The following is a 14,223-nucleotide window of genomic DNA, read 5'->3' as shown; positions in this document are numbered from 1 at the left end:
AAGCGCCGTGGTGCGCGTCCCTAACCTGCGCGCCACTTCCCTCTGCGCAAGGACGTCCCTCATGGGATTCGTGCTGTATGAATCCGGCGAACACAGTTGCATCGCCTACAACAACCTCGTCCGTGGCGATGACGGCGTCCAGGCCAACCAGTTCCTGATCAAGCACGACGCGCATTCCGCATTGATCGATCCGGGTGGTTCCCTGCTCTATACGCCGCTGCTGCTCGCGCTCGGACGCAAGGTCCGCCCGCACCAGATCGATCTGATCCTGTGTTCGCACCAGGACCCGGATGTGATCGGTTCGGTCGACAAATGGCTGCTGTACACGCAGGCGAAGGTCGTCTGCTCGCGGCTGTGGGGACGCTTCGTTCCGCATCTCGTTCCGCATTACATGGAGAACGCCGGCAGCGAACGCTATCTGCTGGTCGAGGACGAAGGCGCACGCATTCCGCTGGGCGATGCCGATGTGCTGGCGCTGCCGGCGCATTTCATGCATTCGGTCGGCAATCTTTCGTTCTTCGACGAAACCAGCGGGATCCTGTTTTCCGGCGACATCTGCTCGGGACTGGTGACCAGCGGCGGGACCTATGGCTTCGTCGAGGATTTCGAGGCTTATCGCCCGTGCATGGAAGGCTTCCACCGCCGCTACATGGCGAGTAATCGCGTGGTGCGATTCTGGGTGGACATGGTGCGGGAATTGAACCCGTCGATGATCGTGCCGCAGCACGGCATGCCGTTCCGTGGCGACGCGCAGCGCGCGCTGCTCGACTGGCTGCAACGGCTGGAATGCGGGGTGGATATGATGAAACAGGAGCATTACCGGCCGCAGGTGATGCGCACCGTGGTGCCCGGGTTGCGTTGAAACCGGCGGTTGTGGGGTGCGATCGCGATCAGAACAGATTCGCGACCAGCACCACGACCATGGCGGTTGCCGACGCTGCGGCCACGCTGGCGAGCATCTGTTTCGGCGTACGCCCGCGCGCCCACAGCCACAGACCCGACAGCCCCAGCAGGATCATGCCGATCGCGAAACTGTCGCCGAGGATGCGCCAGCCCGGGCCGCCGCTGACGGCCTTGTGCAGCCGGTTCAATGCGGCGAGCGTGCTGTGCCGGGATCGCTTCAATTCGGCAGTCCCGCCGCCGACCTTGTACTCCAGCGTCCAGCCTTCGCTGGCGGTGCCACCGTTCAAGGTCCAGCGCGCGGGCCCTTTCGCGGGTTCGCCGGGCGGCGGTTTGCGGATGATCTGCGCCTCCAGCCCTTCGGTTTGCGCCAGCCACAGCGACAACGCTTCCGCGCTCCTGCGTGCCGGTGCGGGAACCGGCAGCTCACGCTTGTCGATGTCCTCGTTGTTGCCCTGGGGCCATGCGCCATCGCCGAAGCGGTGGCTCATGATCAGGCCGGTGCTGCCGTACAACACGGCCGCCAGCGCGCCCCATGCGCCGATCCACAAATGCAGTTGCCTGACCCAGCGATGCAGGTTGGCGCGCGGGCGACGCGTGGAGGGAGCGACGATGGATGCGGACATGGAGAGGCTGCGATCGGGTGGACGTGAGGCGTTGCGCGATATGGATCGTCAGAACCTGAAGTTCAGGGTGACGTAGGCAGAACGCGGTGCGCCGGGCGTGATGTTGTTGTCGGTATGCGCCGACGGGTAATACGCTTTGTCGAACAGATTCTCGATATTGAGCTGCGCCGAGAAACGCTCGTCGAATCTGTAGAACACCGCGCCATCGTAGCGGGTATGGCTTTCGAGTGTCACCGCGTTGCTGATGGTGGCGTAGGACTCGCTGCGATAGGTCGCGCCGAGCGCAACGCCCCAACGATCGCTGAAATCGTAGCGGTTCCACAGCCCGAACGAGTGCTCCGGCGTCTGCGCCAGCACCCGGCCGGCGGGTGTGGTGCCGACCGTTCGCACGGTGCGCGCGTCCAGCCAGGCGTAGCTGCCGATGACCTGCCACTTGTCGGCGAGCTTGCCGGCAAGCGAGAGTTCGACGCCGTCGACGCCCTGGCTGTTTCCCTCCAGCAGAATCAGGCGGGTCGAATCGTCCGGGTCGGTGATCGCGGCGTTGCTGCGATCGAGGCGGAATGCAGCCGCTTCTGCAGTGAGCCCGGGGCGGATTTCCCACTTGGCGCCGACTTCGGTGTTCTCGAACTCCTCCGCGTCGAGCGACTGGCTGTTGAAGGCGAGCGAGCCGAGCTGTTCGCCCGAACGCGGCAGATAGGTCATGCCGTAGCTGGCATACAGCGACACGTCTTCTCTCGGTTTGAACACCACGCCGACGCGCGGCGACCAGAGCGTGTCCGAAGACGACAGCTGCCGCCGATCCGCCGCGACGCCCGTGCGCAGATCGGTGAAATCGACATCGAAGCGGTCGTAGCGCAGACCGACGATGGCCGACCATTGCGACGAGAACTCGATCTGATCCTGTGCGTAGATCGCAGCCGCTTCCGCAGCGCCGGTGTTGCGCGCGTCGCCGCTGCCACCGCTGCTGTTGTTGGCGTAGACCACGATCGGCGACACCGTGGGCGAGGTCAGCGGCACCAAGCAGCTGCTGGCGCCGGTCGGATTCAGGCAGGGCGAGCCCGCGCCCAGCGCGAACAGCCCGCTGCGACGCAGGTTGTCGGTGTCCTGGCGGCCGAATTCGATTCCGGTCATGAACTTGTGTTCCACCGCGCCGGTGGTCGCGGAAAAGATCAGATCGGTCTGGTTGAACAGGTTCTTGCGGTCGGTCGCGTTGTTGTAGGCGGAAAGCGCGACCGTGGTGCCTGCGGCGTTGACATTGCCGGGGAACACGTTCTGGTAGGTTTTGGCGTAATCGGCCACGCGGGTGCGGTTGCGCAGCACGGTGCCGTCGCCGAAATCGTGTTCGACCAGCGCGTTGAAGGCGTTCACTTCGACATCCGCACGGCTCGCTTCGGGGTCGCCGAAGAACGTTGCGCGATCGGTCGTGACCGGATGGCGCGTGCCATCGAATGCGGTCGCGTACGACGGAATCCCGCGATCGGCGGTGCGTTCGTCGCGGAAGTATTCGTAGCCCAGCGTGATCAGCGTGTTTTCGCCGGCGTGGATCGCGGCGGTCGGATTCAGACCCCGGCGCATCGCTTCGTAGCCGTCGCGGAACCCTTCCGAATCCTCGTGAACGCCGGTCACGCGGAACGCGAAGGCGTCGCTGAAGGGATGCGCGTAGTCGGCGGTCGCGCGACGTTTCTGCCACGAACCGAACTGCACGCCCAGATTCAGCGCCTCGCGCCAATCGGCGGTCCTGGTCACGCGATTCAGCAGCCCGCCGGGGCTGCCGCGTCCGAAGATCATCGCGTTGGGGCCCTTGAACGCTTCGATGCGCTCGATGTTGTAGGTGTCGCGGTAGTACTGCACATCGTCGCGCATGCCATCGACGAAGAAATCCGCCGTCGAACTGTTGCCACGGAACACCAGCCCGTCGCGATTGCCTTCGCCCTGGGTGGTACCGATGCCCGGCACGTAGCGCACCGCATCGGCCATGCCCTGCACGGCCTGGTCGCGCATCTGCTTCCCGGTGATCACCGTGATCGCCTGCGGCACATCGCGCAGCAGGGTGTCGGTCTTCGTGGCGCTGGTGCTGCGCTCGACTTGATAGGTGTTCAGGCGCTGGCCGCGCACGCGGATGGTGTCCAGATCCACCGCTTCCTTCTCGGCGGCGGGCATGTCCGCTGCTGCGGAAGCCGGGTCGGAAACGAGGCCTGCGAGGGCCACCAGACATGCGAGGGTCAACGGGGTTGGGTGGGGTAGCCTGCGCGTCATGGCGATGAAAAACCCTCGAGTACGCCGTGGGGAGGCGTCGTGGGAGCATGTTAATGATAATAATTCTCAAATGCAATTCATTCGCATGAATGATGCTGCCTGGCGCCGCGCAGCCCGTGCATGGCTGCTTTGATCGGCAGGGTCCACCGCGTACGATGCCGCGACCATGCCTGCTGGACACCTCTGCACGTGAATCTGGATCGCCCCTGTGGCCCTTGTTTCGAGAACCGCTGGATCGGCGAAGGCGTCCTGCCGTGAGCCTGCTCCTGGTCCGCCACGGACAGGCGAGCTACGGCGCCGCCGACTACGACAATCTGTCCGAGCGCGGACATCTGCAGGCACGTCGGCTGGGCGATTGGCTGGCGCGCGGCGGCCACCGGTTCCGGGCGGTGGTGGTGGGCGGGATGCGCCGGCATCGGCAGACCGCCGAGGGCGTGGCATTGGCTTTCTCGGAACAGGGACAACCGCTGCCCGAGCCGATAACCGATCCGGGTTTTGCCGAGTTCGATCACCAGGCGGTGTTCGGCGCGTATCAGTCGCGCGATCCGGAACACCCGATCGTCGTGGCCAGCCACAGCGGCCAGCCGCGCGATGTCGGCGCCATGCTGCAGGCCGCGCTGCTGGCGTGGGCGCGCGACGAACTGCCGGGTCTTCCGGAAAGCTGGAACGCATTCGGCCAGCGCGTGCAGTCGGCGGGCGATCGGCTGGAAGCGCTGGCGGGCGACGACGAGGTGCTGGTGCTCAGCTCCGGCGGGGTGATCTCGCGTCTGGCGCAGATCGCGCTGGAGGTGCCCGATACCCGCGCGGTCGAGTTGAATCTGTCGTTGCGCAACACCGCACTGTCGGAGTTCCACCCGCACGGCGGCCGGCTGCGGATGGGGTCGTGGAACGCGCTGCCGCATCTGCACGGCGAACGTGCGCTGTGGACGTACTATTGATCTCGCCATTGCGCACGTTTCCGAGAATCCGATGAGCACCGATCGCTCCGCAAGCCTGTTTCCCTTTTCCGAACGGTCGCGCGGACTGCAGGCTGCCGTCGCGCGCTTCGTCGCCGACAGGATCATCCCCGTCGAAGCCGAATTCCAGGCGCACGCAGCCGATCCGCAGACGCGCTGGACGATTCCGCCGCTGCTCGAATCGCTGAAGGCCGAGGCCAAAGCGCAGGGACTGTGGAATCTGTTCCTGCCGGATGCCACGCGCGGCGCGGGATTGAGCAATCTCGATTACGCGCCCATCGCCGAACTCACCGGCCGCAGTCTGTTCGCACCGGAAGTGTTCAACTGCAGCGCGCCCGATACCGGCAACATGGAAGTGCTGTTGCACTTCGCCACGCCGGAACAGCAGGCGCCGTGGTTGCCGCGCCTGTTGGCCGGCGAAATCCGCTCGGCGTTCGCGATGACCGAGCCCGATGTCGCCAGTTCCGACGCCACCAATATCGCGCTGCCGATCGTGCGCGATGGCGACGCGTTCGTCATCAACGGTCGCAAATGGTGGACCACCGGCGCAGGCGATCCGCGTTGCGAACTCCTGATCGTGATGGGCGTGACCGATCCGGATGCGCCGGCCCATCGCCGCCAGTCGATGGTGCTGGTGCCCATGGACACGCCGGGCGTGCGCGTGCTTCGGCCGCTGCTGGTGTTCGGCTACGACGATGCGCCGCACGGCCACGTCGAAATCGAGTTCACGAATGTCCGCGTGCCGGTCGCGAATCTGCTGCGCGAATCCGGCAGCGGTTTCGAGATCGCGCAGGCACGGCTGGGCCCGGGGCGCATCCATCACTGCATGCGTTCGATCGGCCTGGCGCAGCGTGCGCTGGAGCTGATGGTCCAGCGTGCGCGCACTCGCGAAGCCTTCGGCCGACCATTGGGCGGGCACGGCATGGCGCAGGAAGCGATCGCGCTGTCGCGTTGCGAGATCGAACAGGCGCGCCTGTTGACGCTGCAGGCGGCGGCGGCGCTGGATGCGCATGGCAACAAGGGTGCGAAGGATCTGATCGGCATGATCAAGATCGTCGCGCCGCGCATGGCCTGCGCAGTGATCGACCGCGCCATGCAGATCCACGGCGGCGGTGGACTTTCGCAGGATTATTTCCTCGCTCAGGCCTATGCCGGCGCGCGTTCGCTGCGCTTGGCGGATGGCCCGGACGAAGTGCACATCGCGGCGCTCGCGCGCTCGATGCTGAAAGGATGAAATCAACGGCATGACCATGGCCCACCCGCTCGATCTGCCCGTCGAATCGCTCGCGACTTATCTCGAAACGCACGTCGCCGGTTTTCGCGGCCCGCTGACGGCAGCCAAATTCAAGGGCGGCCAATCCAACCCGACCTACCGCATCGATGCCGCCAGCGGAACCTACGTGCTGCGCCGCAAGCCGCCCGGCCGGTTGCTGCCATCCGCGCACGCCGTGGATCGCGAATTCCGCGCGCTGCAAGCGCTGCACGGCACGTCGGTGCCGGTGGCGCAGCCGCTGCACCTGTGCAGCGACGAGTCGGTCATCGGATCGATGTTCTATCTGATGGGTTTCGTCGACGGCAGGATCTTCTGGGACCCGTCGTTGCCCGACATGGATTCGGCCGGCCGCGCCAGCATCTATCTCGGCATCATCGATGCGATGGCGGCGCTGCACACCGTCGATCCGGTCGCCGTCGGACTGGGCGACTACGGCAAATCCGGCAATTACTTCGAGCGCCAGATCAAGCGCTGGACCGAGCAATACCGTGCCAGCGAAACGCGGCCGATCGCGGCGATGGATGCCTTGATCGACGCGCTGCCCGCACGCTGTCCGGCCGATGATGGCGTGGCCGCGCTGGCGCACGGCGATTTCCGCATCGACAACCTGATGTTCCACCCCGACGAACCGCGCGTGATCGCGATCGTCGATTGGGAGCTGTCGACGTTGGGGCACCCGCTCGCGGATCTCGGTTATTTCTGCATGGCACTGCGCCTGCCGCGCAATCCGGCGCTGCCGGGATTGGCCGGTCTGGATCGCGCCGCGCTGGGGATTCCCGACGAGGCTGCGTTGCTCGCGCGCTATTCGCAGGTGACCGGCCGGCCGATTCCTGCCGACTGGCCGTTCGTGCTGGCCTTCAGTTTCTTCCGCCTCGCCGCCATCGCGCAGGGCGTGGCCAAACGTGCGGAGCAGGGCAATGCATCGAGCGAACAGGCCGTGCAGGCCGGGCGCATGGTCGAGATGCTGGCCACGTTGGGGTTGGGCGCGTTGTCTTGATGCTGTTTGTCGCGATTCGCGCCGCACCCGCCAATCACGAATATCCGCGATTCCTGTCATAGGGTGCGCGTGTCGCGCACCGCGCCCCGGTCATCGAAGCAAGCGCTGGTGCGCGACACGCGCACCCGATGCGATGTTCAACGGTCGTCGCGCACCCAGATGCCGCCGTGTTCGATCTTCACCGGAAATTTCGCTACCGGCCCGTAGGCGGGCGCGCACAGTGCGGTGCCTTCGCGGATGTCGAAACGTGCGCCATGCAGCACACAGGTGATGCTGCCCTCGTCCGTGTCGATATCGCCCGACGACAATTCGAATTCGTCGTGCGTGCAGCGGTCTTCGAGGGCATACAGTTCGCCGTCGAGATTGATCACCACAATGGGAGTTTCATCCGCCCAGACCACGGTCTTCTCGCCGGGCAGCAACTGCGCGGTTGCGCAGACGAATGTCCAATCGCTCACGGTGTGGCCTCCAGCATTTTCTCGAGCACCTCGAACCGCAGGTCGTCGCGTTTCGGCAGCCCGTAGCGCGGGTCGCCGTAGGGAAACGGTTTCTTGATCCCGGTGCGGAGGTAGCCGCGACGTTCGTAATACGCGATCAATTCCTCTCGCGCATCGATCACGGTCATGCGCATGCGGGAACAGCCCAGCGTTTCGTGCGCCATGCGCTCCGCTTCCGCCAACACGATCCTGCCGACGCCTCCGCCCTGCACGTCGGGGCTGACCGAGAACATGCCGAAATATGCCGTGGGAATCGCGTCGCTGCCGGTTTGCGCTGCGATATTGGCGCAAGCGACGAGACGTGGCCGATCGTCGTCGCGACTGTCGATCGCCAGCAGAACAATGCTGCCCGGCGTATCCAGATCGGTGCGCAGCATGTCGGCATCGATGCGCTGGCCATCGAGCAGATCGGCCTCGGTGGTCCAACCCTGGCGGCTGGCATCGCCGCGATAGGCAGACGTGACAAGCTCGATGAGCGCAGGAATATCGTCGTGCGTGGCGGTGCGGAAGCTGAGCATGAGAGACAAAGGATGGGTTCCTTTTGCGCGGCGTTGCGGTCAACCCAGCAGGCGGCGGACTTTGGTGAGCGCGGCGGCGAAGCGTTCGATCTCGTCGTGCGTGTTGTAGAACGCGAACGACGCGCGGCAGGTTGCGGCCACGCCGAAGAACTGCATCAGCGGATGCGCGCAATGGTGGCCGGAGCGCACTGCGACGCCTTCCAGATCAAGCAGCGTCGCCAGATCGTGCGCGTGCGCGCCTTCGACCAGGAAGCTGATGACCGCGGCTTTCTCCGGCGCGCTACCGAGGATGCGCAGGCCGTCGATGCGGTTGAGCACTTCGGTGGCATGCGCCAGCAGTTCGGCTTCGCGCGCTTCGATCGCATCCATGCCGATGGCGGTGAGGTAATCGACCGCCGCGCCCAGACCGATATGGCCGGCGATGTTCGGCGTACCCGCTTCGAAGCGGTGCGGACCATCGTTGAAGATCGTGTCCTCGAAGCGCACTTCCTTGATCATCTCGCCGCCGCCGAGGAACGGCGGCATCGCGGCGATATGCTCGCGACGTGCCCAAAGCGCGCCGGTGCCGGTCGGGCCGCACATCTTGTGGCCGGTGATTGCGTAGAAATCGCAGCCGAGCGACGGGATGTCGATCACGCGATGCGGCGCCGCCTGCGAGCCGTCGATCACGGTGACGATGCCGCGCTTGCGGGCCTCGCGACAGATCTCGCGCACCGGATTGACGGTGCCCAACACGTTGCTGACGTGGGTCAGGCCGAGGATCTTCACTTCCGGCGTCATCGCCGCGGACAGCGCATCGAGGTCGAGCGTGCCGTCTTCGCGGATTTCGGCGACCTTGATCGTCGCGCCGGTGCGTTCGGCGACCAACTGCCACGGCACGATGTTGGCGTGATGCTCCATCCGCGACAGCAGGATCGCGTCGCCGGGTTTCAGTCGCGGCAAGGCCCATGAATACGCGACCAGATTGATCGCGAACGTGGTGCCGCTGCACAGCACCAGCTCGTCGCGGTGCGCCTTGAGAAAACCGGCGAGCCTGGTGCGCGACGCTTCGTAGGCTTCGGTGGCTTCGGTGCCCAGCGCATGCACCGCGCGACTGACGTTGGCATTGTGATGGCGGTAGAAATCGTCGACGGTGTCGATGACCGACGCGGGCTTCTGCCCGGTGTTGGCGGAATCGAGATAGATCAGCGGTTTGCCGTGGACTTCACGGGTCAGCAGCGGGAAGTCGGCGCGGATCGCGCTCCAGTCGATGCTTGCCGTGCCGGTGCTCTGCGCGATCATGGTCCGGTCGCTCCTGCGAGGCGGGCATCGAGCATCGCGGTCAGCGCGTCGCGCATTGGCCCGGCGGCGACGATGTTCAACGCTTCGCGGCAGAACGCCGTGGTCAGCAGCGCGCGCGCTTCGGTTTCGGGCAGTCCGCGCGTGCGCAGGTAGAACAGCGCGGTAGGATCGAGTTGGCCGACGGTGGCGCCGTGTGCGGCCTGCACTTCGTCGGCATGGATGACCAGCACCGGTTGCGTGTCGATTTCGGCCTGCGAAGACAGCAAGAGATTCTTGTTCGACAGATTGGCGTTGCTGCCGTCGGCGCCTTCGCGGATCACGATGCCGCCGTGGAATGCAGCGCGACCGCGATCGGTGGCGAGACCGCGCCAGAACAGGTCACAGGCGGTGTCGCGGGCGATATGGTCGATACCCAGACGCGTGTCGACGTGGCGTTTGCCGTCGGCGAACAGCACGCCGGACGCGGCGAGGCGCGCCAAGCCGCCTTCGAGCCGGACATTCAGCTCGTGTCGCGAGAGCGCGGCGCCCAGTTCGAGATCGAGGCGGTCATAGTGCGCCCGGCGCGCGAGCACGGCATCGCTGCGGGCGATCAGGGTGGCGCCCGCAGCTTCGCCTTGCACGCGGACATGCGCGAGCCGGGCGCCTTCGCCGACATGCATGTGGAAGACATGGTTGGACAGGCCGCGGTGCTCGCCCAGCGCGAGATGGTGTTCGACCACAGTCAGCATGCTGTGCATGCGCATGTCGATGAAATGGCGCATGTGCACGGCTGCGTCGGGCTGCCTGCCGCTGGCGACGAAAACCAGGTGCAACGGGAAGACATCGCCGCATTCGCGGTCCAGGCGGATCACCGCGCCTTCTTCGGCCAGCGCGGCGTTGAGGTTGGCGAAGACTTCGTCTGCCCCGGCGAAAATGCGGGCGAGGAAATTCGCGTCGCGCGGCTCCCCTTCGCGCAGTACCTGCGACAGTGGCTGCACTTCGATGCCCGGCATCACGATCGCGGAAACGTTGCTGCGCGCGGCGTCATGGCGACCGTCGACAAACACCATGCGCGGAAACGGCACGTCGGCGAGCGCCGCGTCCAATGCATCCGCATCGATCTCCCGGGGCGCCGGCGATGCGAACGCACGGCGTTCGAGCGCACGCAGCGACGTGTATTTCCAGGCTTCGCTGCGCGGCCCCGGCATGCCGTCGCGCAGCGCCGCGTCCAGCGCTTTGCGCCGGTGCGCGCCGAGATCCGCAGCCTCGCGCTGGGCGAGACCGTCGAACGCGGTCGCGAACGAGTCGAGCAATGCGCTCATCGTGCCGCGACCTCCGGCGTCACGCGGTCCTTGATCCACGCATAGCCGTGCTCTTCCAGTTCAAGCGCCAGTTCCGGGCCGCCGGTTTCGACGATACGGCCATCGGCGAGCACATGCACGACGTCCGGCTTGATGTAATCGAGCAGGCGCTGGTAGTGGGTGATGACCACGAACGCGCGGTCCGCCCTGCGCAGTGCATTCACGCCATCGGCGACGGCTTTCAGCGCGTCGATATCGAGGCCGGAATCGGTCTCATCGAGGATCGCCAGCTTCGGTTCCAGCACCGCGAGCTGGAAAATCTCGTTGCGCTTTTTCTCGCCGCCGCTGAAACCCTCGTTCACGCCGCGATGCAGCAGTTCGTCCTTGAGATGCAGCACCGCGAGTTTCTCGCGCACCAGTTTCAGGAACTGCATCGAATCCAGTTCGCTTTCGCCGCGCGCCTTGCGCTGCGCGTTGAGCGCGCTGCGCAGGAAATAGGTGTTGTTCACGCCCGGGATTTCGACCGGGTACTGGAATGCGAGGAACACGCCGAGCGCAGCGCGTTCTTCGGGCGCCAGCGCCAGCAGATCGCGACCTTCGAACATGACGCCGCCTTCGGTGACCTCGTAGCCGTCGCGGCCGGCGATGATGTTGCCGAGCGTGGATTTTCCGGCCCCGTTCGGACCCATGATGGCGTGCACTTCGCCGGATTTCACATCGAGCGTGAGCCCTTTGAGAATGTCTTTTCCGGCGACGCGGGCGTGGAGGTTGTCGATCTTCAACATGATGGGTTCGTCTTTTTTTTGCGGCGATTCTTGAGGAAGCTGGCGCTCAGGTGCAGGGGCCTTCCCATGCCAGCCTGCGCGGCCTGCCGGCGGCATCGGTCACGATCGAACAGAAGGCGTAGCTGGAATTGGCGAACGTCGGCAGTGTCGGGCACTCTAAAGTCGGTGTATCCAGTTCCGGAATCGTCGTCGCATCGCCTGCAATCGTGCCGATACGGCCTTGAAGATCGGTCCAGAATGCGCGCGGCGGTTCGCCGTCGACGCGGAATTTCAGCAGGTCGTCATCCAGACCGAGCACTTCGGCTTCGTAGGGTTTACCCCAGCGCTTCAGTTCCTTGCCACTGTCGTCGAATTCGACGACATAGTCGGGCGCCAGCGCCGGATCGTTCAACGGCATCCGCGACACGCGCACCACCGGGCTGCCGCCGCATGGCCCGTCTTCCCAGCGCAGGATGCGGGGGTCGTCGCCTTCCCTGCCGTCGGCGTGGGTGCTGGAAAATGCGAACTCGAAGGTAGCAGCTGTTTCCACTGCAGGCATCGCGGGCACGGTGGAGGCGGCTGGTACTGCAGCAGAAGCTGCGGTCGGCGGCACCGGAGATGCGGCAGGTGCGGCCTTCGATGGCGGCGCGGTCGTGGCCTGATGCCCGGATTTCTCCGTGCAGGCAGCGACCGTGAGCAGTACCGTCAGTACGAACAACAGTGGTTTCATGACAGGGTCCATTTCCGTCAGTCCTGCCGCTCGGGCGACCAGCGCAGCAGGCCCCAGGCGGCGAACAGAGCCCAGACGGCTTCGAGGACCACGAAAGGCATGAAGCTGACCAGCCAGGCCGAGTAGCCGCACAGCACGGCGCCGACCATGTTCATCGCGAGGAATGCGCGCGAATGTTCGGAAATCGTCCGCCGCTGGTTGAGCACGAAAGCGATCAACAGGAGGGACACGCCGAGCGTGCCGATGATGTCGCTGGTTGTCATGTGCGATTGCCATCCGAGAGTTCGCGCAGCGCATCGATGGCCTCGTCGCGGCGCGTCCATGGCACGAACAGATGATCGTGGTAGTAAGCGGACACTGCGTTGCACGGAATATCGCGCGCCGCCAACGCGCCGGCGATTGCCGCCAGCATCCCGACGGCTTCGAGACTGGAGTGGATGCGTAGTGTGATCTGCGCCCACAGGGTTTCGTCCTGCGTGTCATCGACCGCGACGACGACCGTGGTGCCTTCCCGTTCCCGGAACAGCATGACTGCGTCGATGGGAACCGGCCCGTCCACCGGCTGCGAGCGGATCGCGCGCGGTTGCGCGACCAGCTCGGGCGCCAGCCCGGCCAGCAGCCGCTGCAGATCGGTTTCGCCGACGGCCACCGCGTTCATCCGACCGAACCTTCGAGCGAGACTTCCAGCAGTTTCTTGGCTTCCACCGCGAATTCCATCGGTAGTTCGCGGAAGACCGTTTTGCAGAAGCCATCGACGATCAGAGACACCGCGTTCTCTTCGCTGATGCCGCGGCTGCGGCAGTAGAACAACTGGTCGTCGCTGATTTTCGAGGTGGTGGCCTCGTGCTCGACGGTCGCACTGGGGTTCTTCACTTCGATGTACGGGAAGGTGTGCGCGCCGCAGCGTTTGCCGATCAGCAGGCTGTCGCACTGGGTATGGTTGCGCGCACCGTCGGCGCCGCGTTCGACTTTCACCAGGCCACGATAGCTGTTCTGACCGCGGCCGGCGCTGATGCCCTTGCTGACGATCTTCGACTTGGTGCGCTTGCCGATGTGGATCATCTTGGTGCCGGTGTCGGCCTGCTGGCGATGGTGGGTGAGCGCGACCGAATGGAATTCGCCGCTGGAATCGTCGCCGAGCAGCACGCAGGACGGGTATTTCCAGGTGATCGCCGAGCCGGTCTCGACCTGGGTCCAGCTGATCTTGCTGCGCGCGCCGCGGCACTCGCCGCGCTTGGTCACGAAGTTGTAGATGCCGCCAACGCCGTTCTCGTCGCCGGGGTACCAGTTCTGCACCGTCGAGTATTTGATCTCGGCATCGTCCAGCACCACCAGCTCGACCACCGCTGCGTGCAACTGGTTCTCGTCGCGCATCGGCGCGGTGCAGCCTTCGAGATAGCTGACGTAGGATTTTTCTTCGGCGATGATCAGCGTGCGCTCGAACTGGCCGGTGTTGATCGCGTTGATCCGGAAGTAGGTGCTGAGTTCCATCGGGCAGCGCACGCCCTTTGGAATGAACACGAAACTGCCGTCGGAGAATACTGCAGCGTTCAACGCCGCGAAATAGTTGTCGCCCGCCGGCACCACGCTGCCGAGGTACTGGCGGACCAGCTCCGGATAATCGTGCAGCGCTTCTGAAATCGAGCAGAAAATCACGCCTTTTTCCGCCAGTTCCTTGCGGAATGTGGTGCCGACGCTCACCGAATCGAACACCGCATCGACGGCGACGCCCGCCAGCCTCGCGCGCTCGTGCAGCGGTACGCCGAGCTTGTCGTAGGTGTCGAGCAGTTCCTGCGGTACCTCGTCGAGCGACGCGTATTTGGCTTTCGGCGCGGAGTAGTAGCTGATCGACTGGAAATCGATCGGCGCGATGTCGAGCTTGGCCCAATGTGGCGGCGTCATCGTCAGCCAGTGGCGGTAAGCGGCGAGCCGCCATTCGGTCATCCACTCGGGCTCGTTCTTCTTCGCCGAAAGAAAGCGCACGACTTCTTCGCTGAGGCCCGGCGGCAGGGTGTCGGATTCGATGTCGGTGACGAAGCCGGCGTCGTAGCGGCGGCCGAGCTGTTCGATGATCTCGGCGTTCTTGACAGCTGCCGCCTGGGCAGGTGCGCGTTGCAAGATCTGCGGGTCGGGGCGATTCATGGG

The 14,223-nt window shown here is 65.1% G+C and carries 15 protein-coding genes; 4 read left to right on the top strand and 11 right to left on the bottom strand.

Annotation, left to right across the window (positions count from 1 at the left end; genetic code table 11):
• The first annotated feature begins 61 nt into the window (after positions 1–61).
• Complete coding sequence (locus HOP03_01580) at positions 62–862, top strand: MBL fold metallo-hydrolase (protein ID NOT86857.1); 801 nt, start codon at positions 62–64, stop codon at positions 860–862.
• Positions 863–890: 28 nt separating this feature from the next.
• Here the strand turns inward: HOP03_01580 and HOP03_01575 are convergent, their stop codons facing one another.
• Complete coding sequence (locus tag HOP03_01575; protein NOT86856.1) at positions 891–1,526, bottom strand: hypothetical protein; 636 nt, start codon at positions 1,524–1,526, stop codon at positions 891–893.
• 48 nt (positions 1,527–1,574) lie between these two features.
• Positions 1,575–3,686: a TonB-dependent siderophore receptor gene (locus HOP03_01570; protein NOT86855.1), complete on the bottom strand. Its 2,112-nt coding sequence runs from the start codon at positions 3,684–3,686 to the stop codon at positions 1,575–1,577.
• A 350-nt stretch (positions 3,687–4,036) separates the two neighbouring features.
• On the opposite strand from HOP03_01570, the gene HOP03_01565 reads away from it, so the two are divergent.
• Genes HOP03_01565 through HOP03_01555 form a run of 3 tightly spaced genes read left to right on the top strand, consistent with a single transcriptional unit; the run spans position 4,037 to position 7,008 of the window.
• Positions 4,037–4,720 carry a histidine phosphatase family protein gene (locus tag HOP03_01565; GenBank protein NOT86854.1) on the top strand — a complete coding sequence of 228 codons (684 nt, stop codon included), beginning with the start codon at positions 4,037–4,039 and terminating at the stop codon, positions 4,718–4,720.
• A gap of 31 nt (positions 4,721–4,751) precedes the next feature.
• On the top strand, positions 4,752–5,972 hold the full coding sequence (locus HOP03_01560; GenBank protein ID NOT86853.1) for an acyl-CoA dehydrogenase: 1,221 nt from the start codon (positions 4,752–4,754) through the stop codon (positions 5,970–5,972).
• Positions 5,973–5,988: 16 nt separating this feature from the next.
• Positions 5,989–7,008 (top strand): phosphotransferase, encoded by a 1,020-nt coding sequence (locus HOP03_01555; protein ID NOT86852.1) that lies wholly within the window; start codon positions 5,989–5,991, stop codon positions 7,006–7,008.
• Between the two features lie 137 nt (positions 7,009–7,145).
• Here the strand turns inward: HOP03_01555 and HOP03_01550 are convergent, their stop codons facing one another.
• The 9 genes from HOP03_01550 to sufB are packed head-to-tail and all read right to left on the bottom strand — an operon-like array spanning position 7,146 to position 14,220.
• Positions 7,146–7,466, bottom strand: a complete 321-nt coding sequence (locus tag HOP03_01550; GenBank protein NOT86851.1) for a non-heme iron oxygenase ferredoxin subunit — start codon at positions 7,464–7,466, stop codon at positions 7,146–7,148.
• On the bottom strand, positions 7,463–8,023 hold the full coding sequence (locus tag HOP03_01545) for a GNAT family N-acetyltransferase (protein NOT86850.1): 561 nt from the start codon (positions 8,021–8,023) through the stop codon (positions 7,463–7,465). The genes HOP03_01550 and HOP03_01545 overlap by 4 nt, the downstream gene beginning before the upstream one ends.
• Before the next feature lie 39 nt (positions 8,024–8,062).
• The gene (locus HOP03_01540) at positions 8,063–9,304 is read right to left on the bottom strand and encodes a cysteine desulfurase (GenBank protein ID NOT86849.1); all 1,242 of its coding nucleotides are present in this window, start codon (positions 9,302–9,304) and stop codon (positions 8,063–8,065) included.
• Positions 9,301–10,605 (bottom strand): Fe-S cluster assembly protein SufD, encoded by a 1,305-nt coding sequence (sufD, locus tag HOP03_01535; GenBank protein NOT86848.1) that lies wholly within the window; start codon positions 10,603–10,605, stop codon positions 9,301–9,303. The genes HOP03_01540 and sufD overlap by 4 nt, the downstream gene beginning before the upstream one ends.
• A complete protein-coding gene (gene sufC / locus HOP03_01530; GenBank protein NOT86847.1) occupies positions 10,602–11,369 on the bottom strand; it encodes a Fe-S cluster assembly ATPase SufC in 768 nt (255 codons plus the stop codon). The genes sufD and sufC overlap by 4 nt, the downstream gene beginning before the upstream one ends.
• A gap of 46 nt (positions 11,370–11,415) precedes the next feature.
• Positions 11,416–12,078, bottom strand: a complete 663-nt coding sequence (locus HOP03_01525; protein NOT86846.1) for a hypothetical protein — start codon at positions 12,076–12,078, stop codon at positions 11,416–11,418.
• 17 nt (positions 12,079–12,095) lie between these two features.
• Entirely contained in the window at positions 12,096–12,341 is a 246-nt protein-coding gene (locus tag HOP03_01520) for a hypothetical protein (protein NOT86845.1), read from the bottom strand.
• The gene (locus HOP03_01515) at positions 12,338–12,736 is read right to left on the bottom strand and encodes an ACT domain-containing protein (GenBank protein NOT86844.1); all 399 of its coding nucleotides are present in this window, start codon (positions 12,734–12,736) and stop codon (positions 12,338–12,340) included. The genes HOP03_01520 and HOP03_01515 overlap by 4 nt, the downstream gene beginning before the upstream one ends.
• Positions 12,733–14,220, bottom strand: coding sequence for a Fe-S cluster assembly protein SufB (sufB, locus tag HOP03_01510; protein ID NOT86843.1), 1,488 nt, complete (start codon positions 14,218–14,220; stop codon positions 12,733–12,735). Before sufB ends, HOP03_01515 begins: the two co-directional genes overlap by 4 nt.
• Between the last annotated feature and the right edge of the window lie 3 nt (positions 14,221–14,223).

The sequence above is a fragment of the Lysobacter sp. genome (genome assembly GCA_013141175.1).
Lineage (GTDB): Bacteria > Pseudomonadota > Gammaproteobacteria > Xanthomonadales > Xanthomonadaceae > Lysobacter_I.
This window is presented reverse-complemented; position numbering and strand designations above follow the sequence as displayed.